We start from the raw sequence: 22,715 nt of genomic DNA on the forward strand, positions 1-22,715 counted from the left end.
TAACTCTAGGTTAAATTAGTCCTTATTATTTTTGAGGTCGTAAACATATTTATATATTTCCGAATAAACAACTTTTTTTATCTTTTTTTTGCACTTTACCCTTAAAATAAGTATTTCGTCGATTAAAAAAGTGTTAAAATCCGATAAAGCGTACATTTTAAAAGCTATTCTTCCGGTAAGCCTTATACCAACGCTCTGGTATTTCACCTTGAGTAGCGTGTATATAATCGGAATGCATGCATGGTAATAACGTATGCTTTTTTAATTTATTATTAACATTTGGTAAAAATGGAATTTCTATCCACCAGCGCCCTGTTTTTAAGCTTTTGTAGAAAATTAATTCATCATCCTCTACTAAAACATTATATTTTTGACTAGTCTTTTCATTATTAAAATCGTCATCCTTCATTCTACAGTTTACACCTTCAATAAAGTACCATATCATTTGTGCGATTAGCATTGACGTTGAACTGTCATTTTTGGATCCCTGATATTCATAAATTCCAAATGATGACACTTTATTACTTATACCTGCGTATCTACTGATAGCGCAAATTTCTTTTCCTGAAAAACCATTCGGAGAATACTTCTGATTTTCACTCACTTCAGAAGCTCTAACCGATTTTAAATCAATTGATACAATATGAGCATCACGCATCAAAGGCTCTACCCTACTGATGTCACCAGAAATCTCACCCAAACGGTAGGCCTCAAAGTACAACTTTTCTATAAGATCTATTTCTTCTTGGCTGTTAAAATATGTTTGATAGCCAATAGTAGAATAATTAAATAGGTTATAAGGCTCTTCCACAATGACTTTACCGACGTAGCTATTATTCTTAATTGGAAGATTTGCATCACCTAAATCGAAATTACTATCTACGCTTACCACATTCACCATAGGCATCAGTGAATCGTAGGCACGATAATTAGCATAAGTTAAATCTTGACTTCCTCCTAAGATAATAGGAATGATGTTTTTTTCTACCAGAACAGATATCGCCGTACGTATAGCATAATACGTATCTTCAACCGTTTCACCAGGTTCAATATCACCAAGATCAGCTAATGTGGTATGCCAGTTCCCAGGAAATAATGTATAAAGTGTTTTGCGTATAGAATCAAAATTAACATGCGCACCAATAAAATTGACGTCATTTCTATTTTCTTGAACACCAATGATTGCCATTTGAACGTTTTCCAAATCTGGAATACCGTTTTGACGTGAATGCACCTTTATTTTTTTTCCTAGCGCCTGCTGCGCTGTTAGTTCATTATGAGCTAAAACCGCATCTGATATAGGCGTAAGGAAACTAAAATTCATATCCAATTATTTCTTTTTTGTTGTAGCTTTCTTCTTTGTTACTGTTTTCTTCGCCGCCGTTTTCTTAGGGGCCTTCTTTTTTGTAGCCTTCTTTTTTGGAGCATTTTTATCCAAAATCTCTTGCGCTTTCTCTAAGGTCATTTTTGTTACATCCACCGTTTTGGCAAGCTCTACTTTTTGCTTGCCTTTTATAATGTTGTGCCTTCCCCATCTAGCTTTCTCTACTCTTACTCCTTCATCTTCCCAGTTATGAATAACCTTATCAATTTCTTTTTGAATTTTTTCTTCAATCAAAGTAATAATATCTTCTTCAGATAAATTATCCCAATCGTATTTTTTATTCACATTGATAAACATATTGTTCCATTTTATAAATGGTCCAAAACGGCCTTTACCTTTTGTAACTTCTATATCCTTATACATATATATAGGAGCATCTGCTTTTTCTTTCTCCTTAATGTATATTAATGCTTCATCCATCTCTACACTCAATGGATCAACGCCTTTGGGTAACGACACATATTTTTTCCCAAATTTAACATATGGTCCAAAGCGTCCGTTATTAACCTCAACCTCCTCGTCTTTATAATGACCCAATGCTTTTGGAAGTTTAAACAAGTCCATAGCTTCTTCAAAAGTTATAGAACCTAATTGTTGATCTGGTGATAAACTTGCATACTGAGGTTCTTCTTCATCGTCAGGTTTACCTAACTGTACTAATGGTCCAAATTTACCAAGTCGTACTAAAACTGTTCGACCTGTTTTGGGATCAATGCCTAGTTCACGTTCTCCAGATTCACGTTCTGCATTTTCTTGTACATCTTCAACTTGTGGATGAAAGCCTTTGTAGAAATCCTTCATCATTGCACGCCAATCTTCCTTACCTTCAGCAATATCATCAAAACGATCTTCTACTCTTGCCGTAAAGTTATAATCTAGAATACTTTCAAAATGGTTAACTAAAAAATCAGTAACAATAATACCAATATCTGTAGGCACCAATTTCCCTTTATTAGAGCCCGTTTGCTCTGAAAGCATGTTATCTTTTATTGTCTGATTTTCGAATACTAATTGCTTATAGCTTCTTTCATCACCTTCATTCGTTCCTTTTTCTACGTAGTTTCTATTTTGAATTGTAGAAATTGTTGGAGCATAAGTTGACGGACGACCAATTCCTAATTCCTCTAATTGCTTTACTAAAGACGCTTCCGTAAATCTTGCTGGCGGCCTTGTAAACCGTTCGGTTGCTGTGATGTATTTGTTTTTTAAAGGCTCACCAACTTTTAAGTCTGGTAAAATACCCTCTTGTTCTGCATCTTCATCATCAGTCCCTTCTAAATATACTTTTAAAAACCCTTCAAATGTGATGATTTCTCCATTTGCTGTAAACTGTTCGCTAATTTTATTCTTAGAATTAATCTGAATTTTAAGATTGGTACGTTCTAATTTAGCATCACTCATTTGAGAGGCAATCGCACGTTTCCAAATTAAATCATATAATCTTGCTTGGTCGCGTTCTGCATTAACAGTGTGATTTGAAAAATCAGTAGGTCGTATAGCTTCGTGAGCCTCTTGCGCTCCTTTAGATTTCCCTTTATAATTTTTTGGATTACTAAACTTAGCACCGTAAGCTGAAGTAATTTCGTTCTCTGCTCCTTTTTTAGCTTCATCAGATAAGTTTACACTATCTGTTCTCATATAAGTTATAAAACCGGCTTCATACAAACGTTGTGCGTTTGTCATGGTTCTGCTAACAGAAAAACCTAATTTACGAGATGCTTCTTGTTGAAGTGTAGATGTTGTAAATGGCGCGGCTGGTGACTTCTTTGCAGGTTTCTTTTGTAAGTCTGAAACTTCATATGTAGCACCCAAATTATCATTTAAAAATTTTAATGCTTCCTTTTCAGAATCAAAATTCTTAGGCAATTTTGCTTTAAACGAATTTCCGTCTTCATTAGTAAATTCAGCATCTATTCTATAAGAAGCCATTGATTTGAAAGCTTGCACATCGCGCTCGCGTTCTACAATTAAACGAACCGAAACCGATTGTACTCTACCTGCAGATAAACCACCTTTAACTTTTCTCCATAATACGGGTGATAGTTCATAACCTACAATTCGGTCTAAAACACGTCTTGCTTGTTGTGCATCCACTAAATTATAATCTATACTTCTAGGATTCTCTATCGCTTTTTGTATAGCCGTCTTTGTAATCTCGTGGAATACAATACGTTTTGTTTTCTCTTTATCTAATTTTAAAGTCTCTGCTAAATGCCAAGCAATTGCTTCTCCCTCGCGATCCTCATCACTTGCTAACCAAACAATATCTGCTTTCTTTGCTAAGTCTTTTAGTTTCTTAACGACATCTTTCTTATCTTTAGAAACCTGATATTTAGGCATAAAGTCTCCTTCTACATCAACTCCTAATTCTTTAGATGGTAGATCTGCAATGTGCCCAAAACTGGACTCCACTTTAAAATCTTTTCCTAAAAATTTTTCAATAGTTTTAGCCTTTGCAGGTGACTCAACAATAACGAGATTCTTTGACATTCTTAAATTTTTGCGTTTACAAATGTATATGAAAATTAAGTTACAATCCTAATTTGGTCGTAAATACCATACATTTTGTCGTAATGCAAGTGTAATAAAAAACAGAAGAAGCCCTACAAATTATAAGGCTTCTTCGATTTATAAAAATTTTTAAATCTTAATTAATAGGTATACAAAACGGATTCTGGCAAACCTTCAATATCTAACAAAACCTCATTGGTTCCATCGACTCGTAATGAAGACAAATCAAAAGTCTCAGCTTTCTCAAGCACTACTAAGCAAACTTGATTATTAAAAAGTGTCAATTTTAAATAACGCTGAGGCGGCATGGATTCGGCAATATTTCCTGAATCTATTAATGTTAACACCCAATCGTTACTATCACAACCACTAGTGGTCACATCAACTGTTAAACAATCACCACTCAAATCAACGTTTAACACACCAAAATTATCAGACTCTGCTGTTTCATAGGCTTCATTATTGCTTACGACTTCTAATCCACATGGTAATAGCACTACATCATCTTCATTGCATTGAAAATTCATCAATAACATTGAGGTCAACGAAAACATTATAACTTTTCTAAGTTTCATAAGAGTATGTTTATTGTATAGATGTAAAACGGATTAAAGGGTTGCGTTAAAATGTAGACAATTGTTCAATTCGTCGCATTTGATCATCCTCTTCATCAAAGCCAACAACATCTTTATATATAAAATACGACGGCAAATAACCAAATGAAGAAGTAACATACACCCCAAGTCCACACATTAAGAATCCTACTATCATGGCTAAAAAACCGGCTACAAACATTAACCCAAATGAAATTAACCATTTTTTATTACCAAGATCAAAACCTAATCCAATAATTTCAGAAACCGATAAATCAGGATTAAAAGCATAAACAACAACAATAAAAGACAAAGGAACAACTGCGTATATTATAGGAAGAAAACACAATAGCGTTGCTAAAAGCGCAATCCCCGTAAATGCAACCCCCAACTTAATCGTTTTACCTAAATACGGTTTTTTGAAGAAATAGAAATAGTCTTCTTTCCCTGATTGCTTTAAATCTTTGAATTTACATATTCTATAAAAGGCAGCTTTTAAACCAAGTCCAATTGCACTCATAGCTACAATGAGAAAAATATAAACGATGAAAAACACCAACCCAAAAGCAATCCCCATTCCTGAGTTACCATAGAACCCATATGAATCATAACTATCACTAACAGTTAAAGCATTAGCAAAACCAACAAACAACAGAGGTATATAAACAATCATTATTACTGGTATTGCCAAAACAATATTTAGTAATAACATTACCAATCCTTGTACCCAAACTTTTTTAAATAATTCTATGGATTGATTAAAGATAATTCCAAAATCTAGTGCATTCGCATTTTGAATTTTGCTTTTAATTTCTGTACGGTTCATTTTTAGTCATATAATTTAGCTCGCCAAAAGAAATCTATTTTTATTAGATAGTCAAGAAAAACACTACTCTAAAACAGCTTTTAAATTAAAATTAAACATTATAACTGCCACTTTGTCACAATCTATAAAATAATATTACCTTTGCATACTTATTGAGATTTGAAGTATTCACTACAGCTGATGGAAAAAATTATAGACGAAAACAAACAAGGAGAAACCTTAATCATAGACAAGAAAGAAGGTAACCAACGCAAATTATTTATTGAGAGTTATGGCTGTGCTATGAATTTTAGCGATAGTGAAATTGTAGCCTCTATTCTGTCTGAGCAAGGTTTTAACACCACTCAAATCCTTGAAGAAGCAGATCTTGTTTTGGTAAATACATGTTCAATTAGAGATAAAGCCGAACAAACGGTTAGAAAACGACTACAAGAGTATAATGCCGTAAAGCGTATAAATCCAAAAATGAAAGTTGGCGTTTTAGGTTGCATGGCAGAACGACTAAAAACTAAATTTTTAGAGGAAGAAAAGATTGTCGATTTAGTTGTCGGTCCGGATGCTTATAAAGATTTACCTAATTTATTAGCCGAAGTAGACGAAGGCAGAGATGCTATAAATGTTATACTCTCTAAAGAAGAAACTTACGGAGATGTTTCACCAGTAAGATTAAACAGTAACGGAATTACAGCTTTTGTTTCTATTACACGTGGCTGTGATAACATGTGTACCTTCTGTGTTGTTCCCTTTACAAGAGGAAGAGAACGAAGTAGAGACCCTCAAAGTATTATAGAAGAAGTAAATGACTTATGGGCTAAAGGCTTTAAGGAAATTACACTTTTAGGACAAAACGTCGATAGTTACCTATGGTATGGAGGAGGTTTAAAGAAGGATTTTGACAATGCTTCTGATTTTCAAAAAGCAACAGCTGTTAATTTTGCAAATCTTTTAGAATTATGCGCAAAGGCACAACCAAAAATGCGCATTCGATTTTCTACATCTAATCCGCAAGATTTTACCATGGATGTTATTGAAACCATGGCTAAATATGATAACATATGTAATCACATTCACTTGCCAGTACAAAGTGGAAGCGATCGTATTTTAAAAGAAATGAATCGTTTGCATACTCGAGAAGAGTACTTTAAGATTATTGATAATATAAAACGTATCATCCCAGAATGTTCTATAAGTGTCGATTTAATTGCAGGTTTTCCAACTGAAACAGAAGAAGATCACCAAGACACGTTATCTTTAATGGAATATGTAAAATATAATTTTGGTTATATGTTTACCTATTCTGAACGTCCTGGAACTTTAGCTGGTCGTAAAATGGAAGATGATGTACCCGAAACTATTAAAAAGCGTCGTTTAAAGGAAATTATTCTATTGGAACGAAAATATAGCGAAATTAATACCCGAGCGCATCTCAATAAAACCGTAGAGATTTTAATTGAGAAAGCTTCTAAAAAATCGGATTTACAATGGTCTGGAAGAACTTCAGACAATACGGTTGCAGTTTTTCCAAAAGAACATTATAAAGTGGGGGATTTAGTTAATGTACTTATAACAGATTGCACAAGTGCAACGCTTATTGGAAAAGCTATTGACTATTCTAAAAATAACTAACAAAAATTAAAAAACAAATGAAGAAATTAGCCTTAGCATTATTCACGTTAACTCTTATAACCTCTTGTGATGTAGAACCATTAGATCCGGCTTTCACTCAAGGAGGTGGTAGTCAGGGAGGTGGCAGTGGCAGTGAGAGTGCAGACTTGACGATGTCTACTTACGAGCTAGACACGCAGATTAATTTAGTGTTTTTTGGTATTCCAATTGAAACAATCACCAATTCTGATTTTAACATTGCTAATGATAAAATTATATCTGGCACTAATGTATTATCTGCTGAAGGCAGTCCGTTTGAAACCGAAAATCTAATCATTACACGTAATAACTCTGGACAAATTATTAACGATAAATCTGTGAATTCATCAGGGGTAACTACCAACGAAACTGTAATAACCTATACAAATGGCGTAGTATCTAATATCACTTATGAGTATTACGGAGATGACGAAGACGATTATAACTACAATTTCACTTACGACGGAAACATTATTACAAGAACAGAAGTTGGTTCTACTATTTCTACGCAATTTACCGTAGATGGTTCTGACCGTGTTATTAAGAAGGAATCCTTTGATGGTGATTTTTCTATTCAGTCCGAAACAGTTGCTTATGATGCAGCAGGTAATATTACTAGCAGTACAACAACAGGTGAAACACAAAGCAATACCACTTATCAGTTTGATGACCAAACAAATCCATTGCAAGTTATTTACGAAGACAACTATATTTTAACCTTCTTAAAAGATGATTATTCAGACGAAATTGGAGGTCAGATTGCACAATTCTTGTCTACAAACAATTGGAATGGCGCCTCTTTCGATGGCACTGCTTTCAATTTTGATTTAGAATATAATTCAGCAGGACGAATAGTAAGTAGAGATATCGCTTATGATTTTGGACCTGAACTGTCATTTGAATTCAACGAAAGATTTTCATACGTAAATTAATTATGGAATCAATTCAAGCCATAAAACAACGCTTCGGTATTATAGGAAATGATCCTAAACTTAATCGCTCCATTGAAAAAGCAATTCAAGTGTCTCCTACTGACATTTCAGTTTTAGTGACTGGAGAAAGTGGTGTGGGTAAAGAAAGTATTCCTAAAATAATTCATCAATTATCGCATAGAAAACACGGTAAATATATTGCGGTTAACTGTGGCGCTATCCCAGAAGGTACTATTGATAGTGAACTATTCGGACACGAAAAAGGAGCTTTTACAGGTGCCACATCAACACGTTCAGGCTATTTTGAAGTCGCAGATGAAGGGACTATTTTTTTAGATGAAGTTGGAGAATTACCATTAACAACACAAGTACGTTTATTGCGTGTCTTAGAAAATGGTGAATTCATCAAAGTAGGTTCTAGTAAAGTACAAAAAACTAACGTAAGAATAGTAGCGGCTACAAACGTTAATATGTTTGACGCCATTAAGAAAGAGAAATTTAGAGAAGATTTATATTATAGATTAAGTACTGTAGAAATCAATTTACCGCCTTTAAGAGACCGTAAGGAAGATATTCATTTATTATTCAGAAAATTCGCTAGTGATTTTGCATTAAAATATAAAATGCCAACAATAAAACTAACGGACGACGCTATTAACTTGTTAGTAAAATACAGATGGAATGGAAATATTAGGCAATTGCGAAATGTAGCTGAACAAGTTTCTGTTTTAGAGCAAAACCGCACTATAAACGGTAATACCATTCAAAATTATTTACCAAATACAGGTAGCAACTTACCAGCTATTGTTAAAAATTCTAAATCAGAAAGTGATTTTAGTAGTGAGCGTGAGATTTTATACAAAGTCTTATTTGACATGAAGAGTGATTTAAACGATCTTAAAAAGCTTACCATGGAACTCATGAAGAAAGGAAGTGATTCTGATGTTCAAAAAGATAACGAGCATTTGATTCAGAAAATTTATGGTGACGATAAAGACGAAGAGTTTGAAGCTGCTGTAGAAGACTTAGAGGTTTTATCTCTTGCAGAACACACTGATGCCGATGAAGATATTGTTTCAGAAACTGAAGATAAATATCATTTTGCGGAGGAAATTGAAGAAGAGGAAACATTATCATTACATGACAAGGAACTAGAGTTAATTAAAAAATCCTTAGAACGTCATGGCGGAAAACGCAAATTAGCGGCAGCCGAATTAGGTATAAGCGAGCGAACACTTTACAGAAAAATCAAACAATTTGATCTTTAAGATAATTTTATGAGGGGTAAAGAAATATAATTACTCCGTAAGTCGTTTACTAAAAACAAATTAAGACGCTAAAAACCGCATCAATAAAAAACAAATCCGTATCAAATGAGTTCATTAAAATATTTTTTCATAGCTGTTATTTTTCTTACATGCTATGGCTGTAAGGTTAATTATTCGTTTACAGGAATTACAGATACTCCAGAGACATTTCAAGTTAATTTCTTTCAGAATAATGCAGATTTGGTAGAACCAGGTTTGGATCTATTATTTACAAATGCACTACAAGATCTTATCGTAAATCAAACAAGTGCTCAATTGGTTAACACGGGAGGAGAAGTTATTTACGAAGGTGAGATTATAGAGTACCGCATTTCCCCTATGACCGCTACGGCTGAAAATACCGCAGCACAAAACAGATTAACTATTGGAGTTAGGGTACGTTATATTAACACAAAGGATGAAGAAAAAGATTTTGAAAGAACATTTTCATTCTTTTACGATTATGGAGCTAGCGAACAACTTTCAGGTAGTATAAAGGATACCGCCTTTGACGAAATATTAGAACGTTTAACACAAGATATTCTTAATGCTTCTTTAGCAGACTGGTAAACTATGCAGCGTCAAGATTTAACATATTTATTACAACACCCAGAAGCGGTTACAGCCTCTCAAACCGAAATGCTTTCTTCTGCAATTAAAGCGTATCCTTATTTTCAATCCTTAAGAGCTTTATACCTTAAAGGATTAAAACAAAAAGAAAGCTATAAGTACAATAATGCTTTAAAAATCGCAGCTGCACACACCACAGACCGGAGTGTATTATTTGATTATATTACCTCAGATATTTTCAATCAAAATGAAATATCTGAGCAGATTAAACAAAACACAGAATATATAAAATCTATTGAGGTTAATGCCGTCGATGATATTTCAGTCAATAAAAGTGTTACTATTGATGATGCTTTAAAAGAACATATCAAAGCGACAGAAGGTGTTTTAGATCCAGGTTTATTTGAGGTAAAACCTATGCCAAAGCCCAGGTTAGAAGTAAAAGATTCTATTATCGCTGTTGACGTTAAAAATATTAAAGCAGAAAAAGAGCTGAAAATTGGGACGCCACTAGAATTTGATAAAACCGAAAACCATTCGTTTACAGAATGGTTAAAAATTACAAGTTTTAAACCTATTATCCGCGACGACGTTGAAACAGAATCTAAAGGAGCTGAAACAGAAATTAAAAACAACATTGAAATAGAGCAATCTAAACACGAAAGTCAGTCTCCTCTTCAGAAAAAATTCGCCATTATAGATAAATTTATAAGCGAAAACCCAAAAATTAAACCCGTCTCTAGCAATTCACCAAAACCCAAGTTAGTTAACAATGACAACCCTGTTTCAGATAGTTTAATGACTGAAACTTTGGCACGAATTTATCTAGAACAGAAAAATTATGATAAAGCAATTCAATCTTACAAAATTTTAAGTTTGAAATATCCAGAAAAAAGTAGTTTCTTTGCACACCAAATAAAATTGGTGAAAGAATTAAAAGATAATAATACCATATAAAATGAGTGCATTTTCAATATTTTTAGTCCTAATCGTAATCGTAGCTTTTTTACTTGTTGTAGTAATTATGGTACAAAACCCTAAAGGCGGAGGGTTATCATCATCTTTTGGTGGTGGTGGCACCCAACAAATGGGAGGTGTTAAGAAAACCGGAGACTTTTTAGATAAAAGTACATGGTTCTTAGCTACCGGATTAATTATTTTAATCTTAGCGTCTAATTTAACCATTAATTCTGGAGGTTCTGCAGAATCTAAAGCTTATGATGCAGATGAAACTACTGAGATGCCAGTAACACCAGCTGCACCTGCAACAGGTACTGCAACTGACGAATAATTCAAAACTTATTCATACCAAATACATTAAGCCAGCTTTTTAAGTTGGCTTTTTTTGTACCCACAAATTCGGCAGATAGGTCTGAAACTTTGTCAGATTTTCGCTATTGGCATAATTTTCGAAATACGCTAAAGCGTAATTAATTAAGTAACTAAAAAAACATATAACAAAATGAGTTTAAACATTAAACCTTTAGCAGACCGAGTTCTTGTAGAACCAAAGGAAGCTGAAACAAAAACAGCTTCAGGTATTATTATCCCAGATAATGCAAAGGAAAAACCTCAAAAAGGAACTGTTGTAGCCATTGGTAATGGAACAAAAGACGAGCCTTTAACGGTAAAAGTTGGTGACACTGTACTGTACGGAAAATATGGTGGTACTGAGCTTAAACTTGAAGGTAAAGATTATTTAATGATGCGTGAGAGTGATATCTTGGCGATTATCTAAAATTGCTTCTAGCTACTAGCCTTTCGCTATTAGTAAAAAAAATAAATTAAAACTCGGCCAAAAGCAATTCGCCTATGGCTAAAACATAAAATAGAAATGGCAAAACATATAAAATTTGATATTGAAGCGCGCGACGGATTAAAACGTGGTGTTGATGCTTTAGCAAACGCAGTAAAAGTAACGTTAGGGCCTAAAGGCCGTAATGTAATTATCGGAAGATCATTTGGTGCACCACAGGTGACTAAAGATGGTGTTTCTGTAGCAAAAGAGATTGAGCTTGAAGATGAGCTTGAAAACATGGGCGCGCAAATGGTAAAGGAAGTTGCTTCTAAAACTAACGATTTAGCTGGTGATGGAACAACAACAGCAACCGTTTTGGCTCAAGCAATTGTAAAAGAAGGACTTAAAAACGTTGCTGCTGGTGCAAATCCAATGGATTTAAAACGTGGTATTGACAAAGCTGTTGAGGCAATTGTAAAAGATTTAGAAAAACAAGCTCAAAAAGTAGGTAGCGATTCTGACAAGATTAAGCAAGTTGCTGCAATTTCAGCTAACAACGATGATACTATTGGTGATTTAATCGCTAAAGCATTCGCAAAAGTTGGCAAAGAAGGAGTAATTACTGTTGAGGAAGCTAAAGGCATGGAAACTTACGTTGACGTTGTTGAAGGTATGCAGTTTGATAGAGGTTACTTATCTCCTTACTTTGTTACAGATGCTGATAAGATGATTGCTGATTTAGAGAATCCATACATTTTATTATTTGATAAGAAAATTTCTAACTTGCAAGAGATTCTTCCAATACTAGAACCAGTTGCACAATCTGGCCGTCCATTATTAATTATTGCAGAAGATGTTGATGGACAAGCATTAGCAACTTTAGTAGTTAACAAATTACGTGGCGGACTTAAAATTGCTGCTGTAAAAGCACCAGGTTTTGGAGACAGACGTAAAGCAATGTTAGAGGATATCGCTATTCTTACGGGTGGAGTTGTTATTTCTGAAGAAAGAGGATTCTCCTTAGAGAATGCAGATCTTACGATGTTAGGTACAGCTGAAACTGTAACAATTGATAAAGATAATACTACTATTGTTAATGGAAGTGGAAAAGCTGCTGACATCAAAGCGAGAGTTAACCAAATTAAGGCACAGATTGAAACAACGACTTCTGATTACGATAAAGAAAAACTACAGGAACGCTTAGCTAAGTTAGCTGGTGGAGTTGCTGTACTTTATGTAGGTGCTGCTTCTGAAGTTGAAATGAAAGAAAAGAAAGACAGAGTTGATGATGCTTTACATGCAACACGTGCTGCTGTAGAAGAAGGTATTGTTGCTGGAGGTGGAGTTGCTTTAGTGAGAGCTAAGAAAACTTTAGAAAAAATCACAACGGACAACTTAGATGAAACTACAGGTGTACAAATCGTGAATAGAGCGATTGAAGCTCCTTTACGCACTATCGTAGAAAATGCAGGTGGTGAAGGTTCTGTAGTAATCAATAAAGTTTTAGAAGGCAAAAAAGACTTCGGTTATGATGCTAAATCTGAAACTTATGTAGATATGCTTAAAGCAGGAATTATTGATCCTAAGAAAGTAACACGTATTGCTTTAGAAAATGCCGCTTCTGTAGCTGGTATGATCTTAACGACAGAATGTGCTTTAGTAGATATTAAAGAAGATGCACCAGCCATGCCAATGGGTGGAGGCGGAATGCCAGGCATGATGTAGGTCGAGAGCCTCTACATGCAAAGAATTTACTACTATGAGTAATAGTGGTAAAATACATATCATAAATTTAAAGCCTTTGATGAGAGTCAGAGGCTTTATTATGTACTATATTTATATTTTACAGCAATTGAAATGAAAAACATTATAACACTTTATCTACTATCATTAGTATCGATATCCCTTTTTTCGCAAACAGACTCCACATCCACCAAAGCAAATAACGTTTGGAATAACCTAAAGTATGACACCGGGGTTACTCTTAAAAGCGTTGGGCACTCTTTTACGAGCCCAATACACTGGAAAAGCGATGATTTTTTAACTGCAGGAGGTATTTTTGCAGGAACAGGTTTATTGTATTTAAGTGATCAAGAAGCTAATGGGATCTTTTTAAAACAAGGAAGTGGAGCGCCAAAGGTTCTAAAAGACTTTGGTCGTTATTTTGGAAGCCCTCAAAACTTCTTTTTAGTATCGACTGGTATTTATGGTTTTGGACTATTCACCGATAATGAAAAAGTACGTCATACGGGCATATTAATATTTTCTTCAGCGATAACAACAGGAGTCATTCAATCGATATCTAAAACCGTCGTAGGAAGAGCAAGACCTAACAGTGGTAACTATAACAAATTTGAGCCCTTTAGTAAAGAAGCTGGTTTTCACTCCTTCCCTTCAGGTCATAGTGTTTTATCTTTTACCATGGCACACGCCGTAGCCAAGCAATTTGATAATTTTTGGGCTAAAGCAGGGATTTATACCGTAGGCTCTATTGCTCCTATTTCAAGATTATGGGCAAACGCTCACTGGCTGAGCGATGTTGGATTAGGGATGGCTCTAAGTGTAGTCGTTGTAGACGGTATTGACAATTTTATGAATAAAAATAAATTTTATACTGATTCTAAACCTAAAACTATAAGTTGGCGCGTAAGCGCAGGCGCAGGTACTATTGGTATGATAGGTACATTTTAAAAATTTTCACAGTGCTTGATTATCCTTTTTATGAAAATAAAGATGCCACAATTCTTGGATAGAAAACTGTAACATTACTCATTATTGAGATTGATTCAGTTTTAAAATAAACTTAAAACATAGCGTCATTAATTCTAAAAAAAATCTTTTTATGGCTTTTAGTAAAATATCATCCGTAAGAATTCATACTTATACGTTTAATGCGAAACTACTTTCAGACCAATAATTGAGGCAATTAATGTTGTAATAAAAAAAAGTCGCCACAATGTTGCTGGTTCTTTAAATATAAAAATACCGACCAATACAGTACCTACCGCACCAATCCCTGTCCAAACGGCATACGCAGTACCAATAGGCAATACTTGTGTTGCTTTTATGAGAAGTAACATACTAATTACTATACAAACTAAGAAACCGATATACCAATACGTTGATTCAGTTCCTGTTGCTTCTTTTGCTTTTCCTAAGCAAGCTGCAAAGGCCACTTCAAAAAATCCTGCTATTATTAATAGTATCCAATTCATTGCTTATGTTTTTACAGTTGATTTCAAATTAAACTTTAAATGTGTCGGTTAAAAAACAATTAATTATAGGGCTATAAATGCCTTAAGGTTTTTTTTAATAACGTTTAAGCCATCAAAAAAAGCCTAGTGATTCCCCTAAATAAAAAAAGCCTGAATCGAAATTCAGGCTTCTATTTTATTTCCCGTCTTCTTTTTCCTTTTCATGGTCTTTTCGAACCTCTTCATTACGGTACTTACAACAGTCATGAATTTCATTGTATTGCTCTTCCGTAGCTTTAATCTCTTTAGTGTCATGACCAACAGTGGCTACACTTTTAGAAATTTTTGTTAAATCTGTTTTGCGTTCATCGAAGATTAACTTTAACTCGTGTGTATCAACACTCCATACCGCAGATTTAACCCCTTTAGTTCTAATAGCAGCTTTTTCTATACGTTCTTTACACATACCACAAACACCATCAACTTCTATATTTGCTTTTTTGTTTTTGTCTTGAGCAAAGGCCAATGTTGTAACAAACAATGTAAATATTAATATTATCTTTTTCATCTTGATTAGTTTTTTTTACTCCTGCAAAAGCAGGAATGTATTAAATTTAGTTTCTATTTATGCCTCGAATTTCCGAGACTATTTTCGCAATATAATTTACTAATTAATTCTAAATCGTAATCCTGCATAATATAGACTTCCATAAATTGGACCATACACAAAATTACTATCAAAATTTGAACCAAAGGGATTGTCTGCGCTAATTACAGGATTATCTTGTCTCACATTCGTTACATTTTCTCCTCCTAAATATACTTCAAATTTTGGTGAGAACACTTTAGTTACTTGTAAGTTTAATGTTGCCACTGTTGGTGTTTTATTTTGCATTTGAAATTGAGAAGGACTCAAATCTGTGCTTGGAAAGCGTTGTGCACTTAGCCAATTATACGTCGCATCAAACTTCCATTGGCTGTTATTTTCAACTTCAGTTTCATATGATGCATTTGCAAATAATCGATGCTTTGGGACTAGTGGCTTCTCTAATTGTCCTGAATTTTTATAATCGGTTTGAATATCGTAATACTTATAAGCCATTCGCAAATCAAAATGTTCAAAAACGTTATAATTAAACTCAAATTGAAAACTATTAGCATAACTATCTCCTTCAAGATTATAAAAATTAACCTCATAAGGATTTTCCCAATCTACAACTACTTGGTTTTGAAAATCAGTTCTATAAAAATCAAAAGTTACATCCGCTTTTCTATCAAACAAGTTAAAACCTTGTAAATAGCTTACCCCGTAATTCCATGCAATTTCTGGATCCAATCCATAAATTTTACCGCCTGAATTTAAGATATTAACCTGCCTCGAACTCGCAAACATATTTTGATTTTCCGCAAAAATATTAGCACTTCGCTTTCCTCTTCCTACAGAGAATCGCAATGCTGACTTCTCCCATGGTGTGTATCGTAAGTGAAAACGAGGGGTGACGAAAAAGCCTAATCTATTATGCTGATCGACACGTACACCAGCCGTCATAGTTAGCTTATCTAAATTATCATAAGCGTATTCAAAAAATCCTCCAACAGAGTTTTCGGTACGCTCATATGTATCTAAATTCACCAATTCATCAAAATGATCGTAAGTAAGGCTCACCCCTGTTTTTATCTTGTGACGTGAATCTGAAATAATAGAACTATAAATTAAATTAGAATAAAAACTATTATGTTTAATATCATAAAGATTCTGTCCAAAATAAGAGTCTTGATTATGATGACTAAATGCCATTTGAAATCCAAGATTTTGATATGGAATTTCTGGGTTTACATATCCTAATTTGGTGGTTACCTCAAACCGTTCAGAGTTAATTTCACTTCCCCAAAAATTAGTTGTTCCTTTATCTGTCTCAGGATTAAAATCTACTTGACCAGCTTGTTTTTCATCATTTAAGTATTTCAAGTTAATAAAGGTAACAAAGCCTTTCTCTGGATCAGTATACTGCCAGCGGTTCATAACATTAATTTGATTATAGATGGGCATATCCATAAAACCATCATCATTAACATCGTGCTTTTTTTGATGTGTATTGCCATGTAAATATAAGCCTGTACTCCACTTCTCAGATACCTTAGTATTAAAATGCGTATTGAGTTCTAAGCGCTCATTAGATCCACCATAGAGATTTACAAATAAGTTATCATCCGTGGTTGGTTTTACCAATTCTGCATTTATCTGCCCTGCAATACTTTCAAAACCATTAACTACACTACCTGTACCTTTGGTGATCTGAATACTTTCTACCCAAGTCCCAGGTATAAAACTTAGACCATAAGCTTGAGAAGCTCCTCTAATAGCCGGAATATTTTCTGTTGCGATTAAAATGTAAGGCGAGGTTAAACCTAACATTTTAATTTGTCGCGTACCTGTTACAGCATCCGCAAAATTAACGTCGATTGACGGATTAGTTTCAAAACTTTCTGCCAAATTACAACAAGCTGCTTTTAATAATTCACCGCTTGTAACCGTAAAAGTATTTGAAGCCTGCAAATATGATTTCCGTGTGGCTTGTTTTCGAGATGTAATTTCTACAGTATCTAATTCATCACTAGCCTGTAGAACATGCTTAACAAACTTGTTTTCATCCACAATTATTGTATCCGTTTTAAAACCTACATAACTAATAACTAATTCGTTGTAAGAAAACTTGTATGGTAATGTAAAGGTGCCATCTTCAGCCGTTATTGCCCCTATCGAAGAATCTAACCAATACACATTTGCGCCAGATAATGGCATTTCTTTTCCGCTGCTTGTTTCTAAAACAACGCCTTTTAATTGCTCTTGTGCAGATAACATTAGCGACAAGAATATAAATTTTACTACTAAATATTTTTTCATTTGCTTGAATTTCAGATATAACTCACAGCACACATATGTGCTGCCTTTTTACTAAGGGTTATAACTGAATCAAATGAGATAAACTTCATCTAAGAGATGAATATCTTTCACTAAAGTTGGTGGAAAATAATAGCTATGAGGATTAGCCAAATTTGGTACACCCTCAAAGAGATTTATATATGAATAAGTGTATGCTATTAAAACGTGTTGATGAATGATATCTAGATCTTCAAACGAATTAAGCGTTGTTACAGATAAGCCTTCAATAACATCAATCTCATCTTTACAGCAGCTCATTACTGTAGCATCAATGTTGTCATCACCTATTTCAACGCGATCATCTGAACACTTCTCTGTTTTACTAAATATCGCGACATCGATTAGCTTGTCCCCACAAAAATGTTTCTCTATCGTTAATGACAATGTAGAAAACAGCACTAACAACGATAGAGCTACAGAAAACGTTTTATATGTGTATGAAAATTTCACTGTGCAAAGCTACAAAATTATTAAATTATAATAGGCCTTAGGCAGATTATTAACGATTTAACTTATAGTAATAGAAAGCTGGAAACAACAGAATTAGGCCAATTGGCTGAATTAAAAAGCGCCTAATATTAAAAAAGAGATAGTAATCTTCTTGCTTAGGGTTTATAACGAAATATAAAAATGGCAATAGTAGTAACACGTATGCCACGGCAAAAATAAACACCGAAAATTTAACTATACTTTTATCCTTAAAAATAAGAAATAAAACTCCTAAAGAAATTACAGTATTTAAAAGAAAACGTAATGTTGTAAATAAAACTAACTTTGCTATTTCCCGTCTTGGACTATCCAAATACAAATAATCATTTTTAAAAAAGGTTAAATAAGGATCGTAAAACAAAACACCTTCATAAGCTCTAATTAATATTAAGAGCAGTAACAATACTCCAACTAAACTATAGGTAATTAACTTATGCATTTGGCTTAACTTTTTTAGAAAATCGATTCACCCAAACCATCCAAAGTATAAATACAGTACCATAAATTAACATCGGAAAAATAACGGTATGCAAAATTTCTCTTCTCCAAGGATAATGATATAATCCTACCGATAAAATTACGATTCGAATTAAATTGAAAGCGTAAATAATAATGCTGCCTGCTAATCCATATAAAATGGTCGTTTTAAACTTTCCTGCAAAAGCGACTAAAAAAGAGAGAAATAAAACAATAACACTTATAGCATTACAGCCTTCAATAACTCGCGCCACATACTTTCCATTGATAATTATTTTCATTGAAGGTTCATTAGGATGCGCTGCAATACGCGCCTCATACCCCAAACCGTTTAATAAAGTATTCGTTTGTTCCGCTACCAGATGGGTTAAATAATCCGGGTAAAATTTAGAACCGTTAGAAATATTTAAGTACAGATTGTAGCCGATAGTTAAAACAGCGTATACTGCCAAAAAAGTGACAATAAAACGAATTACAGATTTATATTTTACTAAAAGTGACTTCAAAAACTCCTAATGTTAGTTAGATGTTAAATTTATAAAAACCGTATTTCAAAACAGTGTATTTTAGATACTTTTGCAAAAAGTTTTTTACACCTATGAATTTACACGATTTAAAACCAGAAATAAAATCAATCATCACACAAGACAATCTTAGTGTTGATCAACGCCTACTAAAGATTTGCGAAACTCTAGAAACTAATATAAGTTATTATAATTGGGTTGGTTTTTACTTTAAAAATGGAGATAAAGACGAGCTAAAGTTAGGGCCATATGTCGGTGAGCCAACGGATCATATTATAATACCATTTGGAAAAGGTATTTGTGGGCAAGTTGCGATAAGTAATCAAAATTTTGTAGTTCCAGATGTAGCTGCTCAAGATAATTATATTGCTTGCAGTATTACAGTTAAGGCCGAAATAGTAATTCCTATTTTTATCAATAACGAAAATGTAGGTCAAATAGATATTGACTCTAATACTCCAGACCCATTTACAGAAGCAGACGAGCGGTTTTTAGAGTTTGTTTGTAAAGAAGTTTCTACTTTAATAAAACAAAACCCCAATTAAAATCTTATTTACAAAAATTACATGGCATAAACATTACCTTATAAAGACGCTAATAAATTTGATAAGATTACAAATAAATTACATCCCTGTTCGTATAGCCTCAACAGGGTCTAATCGTGATGCCGACAATGCAGGAATCACTCCAGAAATTAACCCGATTATAGAAGATATAAAAAAACCTAGAAGCATATTCTGAATAGAAAGAACAAATTCAAAATCTTCAGTAAGACTGCTTCCTATTAAGGTTCCAATCCAAACCAAAAACAAACCTACTAACCCACCAACAACGGCAAGGATTACAGCTTCAAACAAAAACTGAAACAGTATAAATTTATTTTTAGCACCTAATGATTTTTGAATTCCAATAAGATTGGTTCGTTCTTTAACGCTTACAAACATAATATTGGCAATTCCAAAACCACCAACTAAAAGTGAAAAACCACTTATTATCCAACCTATTAAATTCATATACCCTAAGATTTCATCGATAGCATCTTGAAAACCAGAAATAACACTCAGAAAAAAGGTATCTATTTCATCTGGTTTTAAGCCTCTATTATTACGCATTACCTGAGTCACTTCAGCTTTTACACCTTCAATATCAGAATCTTTTTTCGGCTTAATTATAACGATATACTTCATAAATGGGTTATTATCTCCATATCGGTTTCTCACATAATTTGCTGGTAGAAAAATAGAAACATCATTACTATCACCAAACAAACCAGAACCTTCTTTTTTAACAACTCCGATAACCGTAAATTTCTGACCGTAAAGACGCACTTTTTTACCAATTGGCTCAAGTTCTCCAAAAAGTGATTTTGAAATTTCTGAACCAATAACGACAACCGGTCTGCCTGAATTAGATTCAGATTCGTTGTAAAAACGGCCTTTTTCAAATTCCATAACTTGAATATCAATAAACTCATGTGATACGACCACGGTATTAACACTACTTACCAATTCTGATTCGTATCTAATATTTTCGCGTTTCACAAATAACTGCAAAGCCACATGCTCTGCATCAGCAATAGAAGATTTTATAGTTTTATATTCATTGTAAGACACTTCATCAAAGGTTTCTCTTTGCCAACGTGGTACATCGGTTGGGCCAAAAGACATATTTGCCAAATACATTGTATTACTATCCAATGAACTTAATTGCCCTTGAATGGTCTTATCGAGTGAATCTACAGCTGCCAAAACAGCTATAATAGAAAATATCCCAACTGTAACCCCTAAAAGCGACAAAAATGTCCTGAGTTTATTAGTACGAAGTGCATTTATAGCGAATGAAAAACTCTCTTTTAATAAACGTAAATAGACCAGCATGCAGGGTTTGTTTTAAAACATTTTAAAGATAGGACGTTTTCAACACTATATTGTTACAAAAAACTTAAAGAAACTAGTTTTTGCATCGAGATTTTCTTTTTGAATATACGTACTTTTGCAGCATCTAAAACACAACACAACATTATGAGTAACAAAACCATTTCATCAGCACTAATCTCAGTATTTAGTAAAGATGGATTAGCACCAATCGTAAAAAAACTAAATGACCTCAACGTTACGATTTATTCCACAGGAGGCACAGAAAAATTCATCAAAGATTTAGGTATCGACGTGGTTCCCGTAGAAGATGTAACTTCGTATCCGTCTATCCTTGGTGGACGTGTAAAAACATTACACCCTAAGGTTTTTGGAGGTATCTTAAACCGTCAAAACCACGAAGGAGATGTTGCTGAATTAAAAGAATTTGACATTCCGCAAATTGACGTTGTCATTGTAGACTTATATCCTTTTGAAAAAACTGTAGCTTCCGGGGCGAGCAACCAAGATATTATTGAAAAAATTGATATCGGAGGTATTTCTTTAATTAGAGCAGCTGCTAAAAATTATGCAGATGTCACTTGCGTGTCTTCAGTAGATGATTATGCTGAGTTTTTAGAGTTATTAGAAACTAAAAATGGAGAAACTTCTGAAGATGACAGAAAACAATTTGCTGCAAAAGCTTTTAATGTATCATCTCATTACGATTCTGCTATTTTTAATTACTTCAATAAAAACCAAGAAATTCCAACTTTAAAAATTTCTGAAAATAACGGTAAAGTTTTAAGATATGGTGAGAATCCACATCAAAAAGGGTTCTTTTTTGGTGATTTTGATGAAATTTTCACAAAGCTACATGGTAAAGAATTAAGCTACAACAATCTTTTAGATGTTGATGCCGCCGTAAACTTAATGCTAGAATTTAAAAACGACGCACCAACATTTGCCGTTTTAAAACATAATAACGCTTGCGGTTTAGCACAGCGCGAGACTTTACACCAGGCCTATGTAGACGCATTAGCTGGCGATCCTGTTTCAGCATTTGGAGGAGTTTTAATCAGTAATTCTGAAATTGATTTAACTACAGCTGAAGAGATTCATAAATTATTCTGTGAAGTTGTTATTGCACCGTCATTTTCATCTGAAGCTTTAGAAATCTTGAAAGGAAAGAAAAACAGAATCCTATTAATCCTAAAAGATATAGAGATGCCACAAACCAATGTTAGAAGTTGTTTAAACGGCGTTTTGGTTCAAGATAGAAATAATATTACGGATACACTTGAAGGTTTAAACCCAGTTACAAAAACAACGGCGACTTCAAATGAGCTAGACGATTTAATATTTGCTTCAAAAATTTGTAAACACACAAAGTCTAACACTATCGTTCTTGTAAAAAACAAGCAACTATGTGCTAGTGGAACAGGTCAAACCAGTCGTGTTGATGCCTTAAATCAAGCAATTCACAAAGCACAATCCTTTAAATTTGATTTAAAAGGATCAGTAATGGCGAGTGATGCTTTTTTTCCATTTCCAGATTGTGTAGAGATTGCAGACAACGCTGGTATTACAGCTGTAATACAACCAGGTGGTTCTATCAAAGATCAATTGAGCATTGATTATTGTAATGACAATAATATTGCTATGGTAATGACAGGAACACGTCATTTTAAACATTAAAAATTTCTTTTAAGAACCCAAAAAAGAGATG

22 protein-coding genes are annotated in these 22,715 nt (G+C 33.8%); 11 read left to right on the plus strand and 11 right to left on the minus strand.

Annotation, left to right across the window (positions count from 1 at the left end; translation table 11 throughout):
• Positions 1 to 157: 157 nt before the first annotated feature.
• From HM986_RS01480 to HM986_RS01495, 4 genes are all read right to left on the minus strand, one after another.
• A complete protein-coding gene (locus HM986_RS01480; RefSeq protein WP_179333313.1) occupies positions 158 to 1,324 on the minus strand; it encodes a formimidoylglutamase in 1,167 nt (388 codons plus the stop codon).
• Between the two features lie 6 nt (positions 1,325 to 1,330).
• Positions 1,331 to 3,874: a type I DNA topoisomerase gene (topA, locus tag HM986_RS01485; RefSeq protein WP_179333314.1), complete on the minus strand. Its 2,544-nt coding sequence runs from the start codon at positions 3,872 to 3,874 to the stop codon at positions 1,331 to 1,333.
• Positions 3,875 to 4,035: 161 nt separating this feature from the next.
• Positions 4,036 to 4,470, minus strand: coding sequence for a hypothetical protein (locus HM986_RS01490; RefSeq protein ID WP_179333315.1), 435 nt, complete (start codon positions 4,468 to 4,470; stop codon positions 4,036 to 4,038).
• Between the two features lie 46 nt (positions 4,471 to 4,516).
• Positions 4,517 to 5,314, minus strand: a complete 798-nt coding sequence (locus HM986_RS01495; RefSeq protein WP_179333316.1) for a hypothetical protein — start codon at positions 5,312 to 5,314, stop codon at positions 4,517 to 4,519.
• 180 nt (positions 5,315 to 5,494) lie between these two features.
• Here HM986_RS01495 and miaB point away from each other — a divergent pair, with 180 nt between their 5' ends.
• From miaB to HM986_RS01540, 9 genes are all read left to right on the plus strand, one after another.
• Positions 5,495 to 6,940 (plus strand): tRNA (N6-isopentenyl adenosine(37)-C2)-methylthiotransferase MiaB, encoded by a 1,446-nt coding sequence (miaB, locus tag HM986_RS01500; protein ID WP_179333317.1) that lies wholly within the window; start codon positions 5,495 to 5,497, stop codon positions 6,938 to 6,940.
• A gap of 17 nt (positions 6,941 to 6,957) precedes the next feature.
• Entirely contained in the window at positions 6,958 to 7,890 is a 933-nt protein-coding gene (locus HM986_RS01505) for a hypothetical protein (protein WP_179333318.1), read from the plus strand.
• 2 nt (positions 7,891 to 7,892) lie between these two features.
• A complete protein-coding gene (locus HM986_RS01510; protein WP_179333319.1) occupies positions 7,893 to 9,158 on the plus strand; it encodes a sigma-54 interaction domain-containing protein in 1,266 nt (421 codons plus the stop codon).
• 105 nt (positions 9,159 to 9,263) lie between these two features.
• Positions 9,264 to 9,767, plus strand: coding sequence for an LptE family protein (locus tag HM986_RS01515; protein ID WP_179333320.1), 504 nt, complete (start codon positions 9,264 to 9,266; stop codon positions 9,765 to 9,767).
• A 3-nt stretch (positions 9,768 to 9,770) separates the two neighbouring features.
• Positions 9,771 to 10,724 carry a hypothetical protein gene (locus HM986_RS01520; RefSeq protein WP_179333321.1) on the plus strand — a complete coding sequence of 318 codons (954 nt, stop codon included), beginning with the start codon at positions 9,771 to 9,773 and terminating at the stop codon, positions 10,722 to 10,724.
• 1 nt (position 10,725) lies between these two features.
• On the plus strand, positions 10,726 to 11,058 hold the full coding sequence (secG, locus tag HM986_RS01525) for a preprotein translocase subunit SecG (protein WP_179333322.1): 333 nt from the start codon (positions 10,726 to 10,728) through the stop codon (positions 11,056 to 11,058).
• Positions 11,059 to 11,229: 171 nt separating this feature from the next.
• Positions 11,230 to 11,505, plus strand: a complete 276-nt coding sequence (locus HM986_RS01530; protein WP_020896485.1) for a co-chaperone GroES — start codon at positions 11,230 to 11,232, stop codon at positions 11,503 to 11,505.
• Positions 11,506 to 11,601: 96 nt separating this feature from the next.
• Entirely contained in the window at positions 11,602 to 13,230 is a 1,629-nt protein-coding gene (gene groL / locus HM986_RS01535) for a chaperonin GroEL (RefSeq protein ID WP_179333323.1), read from the plus strand.
• 132 nt (positions 13,231 to 13,362) lie between these two features.
• Complete coding sequence (locus HM986_RS01540) at positions 13,363 to 14,196, plus strand: phosphatase PAP2 family protein (RefSeq protein WP_179333324.1); 834 nt, start codon at positions 13,363 to 13,365, stop codon at positions 14,194 to 14,196.
• Positions 14,197 to 14,393: 197 nt separating this feature from the next.
• On the opposite strand, the gene HM986_RS01545 is transcribed toward HM986_RS01540, so the two are convergent.
• From HM986_RS01545 to xrtF, 6 genes are all read right to left on the minus strand, one after another.
• Entirely contained in the window at positions 14,394 to 14,720 is a 327-nt protein-coding gene (locus HM986_RS01545; protein WP_179333325.1) for a DMT family transporter, read from the minus strand.
• A 175-nt stretch (positions 14,721 to 14,895) separates the two neighbouring features.
• A complete protein-coding gene (locus HM986_RS01550; protein WP_179333326.1) occupies positions 14,896 to 15,267 on the minus strand; it encodes a heavy-metal-associated domain-containing protein in 372 nt (123 codons plus the stop codon).
• A 99-nt stretch (positions 15,268 to 15,366) separates the two neighbouring features.
• Positions 15,367 to 17,604 carry a TonB-dependent receptor gene (locus tag HM986_RS01555; protein WP_179333327.1) on the minus strand — a complete coding sequence of 746 codons (2,238 nt, stop codon included), beginning with the start codon at positions 17,602 to 17,604 and terminating at the stop codon, positions 15,367 to 15,369.
• Between the two features lie 69 nt (positions 17,605 to 17,673).
• Positions 17,674 to 18,093 (minus strand): HYC_CC_PP family protein, encoded by a 420-nt coding sequence (locus tag HM986_RS01560; protein ID WP_179333328.1) that lies wholly within the window; start codon positions 18,091 to 18,093, stop codon positions 17,674 to 17,676.
• Positions 18,094 to 18,142: 49 nt separating this feature from the next.
• A complete protein-coding gene (locus HM986_RS01565) occupies positions 18,143 to 18,571 on the minus strand; it encodes an exosortase F system-associated membrane protein (RefSeq protein WP_179333329.1) in 429 nt (142 codons plus the stop codon).
• Complete coding sequence (xrtF, locus tag HM986_RS01570; RefSeq protein ID WP_179333330.1) at positions 18,564 to 19,115, minus strand: exosortase family protein XrtF; 552 nt, start codon at positions 19,113 to 19,115, stop codon at positions 18,564 to 18,566. The genes HM986_RS01565 and xrtF overlap by 8 nt, the downstream gene beginning before the upstream one ends.
• 92 nt (positions 19,116 to 19,207) lie before the next feature.
• Between xrtF and HM986_RS01575 the strand changes: the two genes are divergently transcribed.
• Positions 19,208 to 19,678, plus strand: a complete 471-nt coding sequence (locus HM986_RS01575) for a GAF domain-containing protein (RefSeq protein WP_179333331.1) — start codon at positions 19,208 to 19,210, stop codon at positions 19,676 to 19,678.
• Between the two features lie 78 nt (positions 19,679 to 19,756).
• On the opposite strand, the gene HM986_RS01580 is transcribed toward HM986_RS01575, so the two are convergent.
• Positions 19,757 to 21,010 (minus strand): ABC transporter permease, encoded by a 1,254-nt coding sequence (locus tag HM986_RS01580; RefSeq protein WP_179333332.1) that lies wholly within the window; start codon positions 21,008 to 21,010, stop codon positions 19,757 to 19,759.
• Positions 21,011 to 21,154: 144 nt separating this feature from the next.
• Between HM986_RS01580 and purH the strand changes: the two genes are divergently transcribed.
• A complete protein-coding gene (gene purH, locus HM986_RS01585) occupies positions 21,155 to 22,684 on the plus strand; it encodes a bifunctional phosphoribosylaminoimidazolecarboxamide formyltransferase/IMP cyclohydrolase (protein WP_179333333.1) in 1,530 nt (509 codons plus the stop codon).
• Positions 22,685 to 22,715 lie beyond the last annotated feature (31 nt).

Source organism: Winogradskyella costae, assembly GCF_013403865.1.
Lineage (GTDB): Bacteria > Bacteroidota > Bacteroidia > Flavobacteriales > Flavobacteriaceae > Winogradskyella > Winogradskyella costae.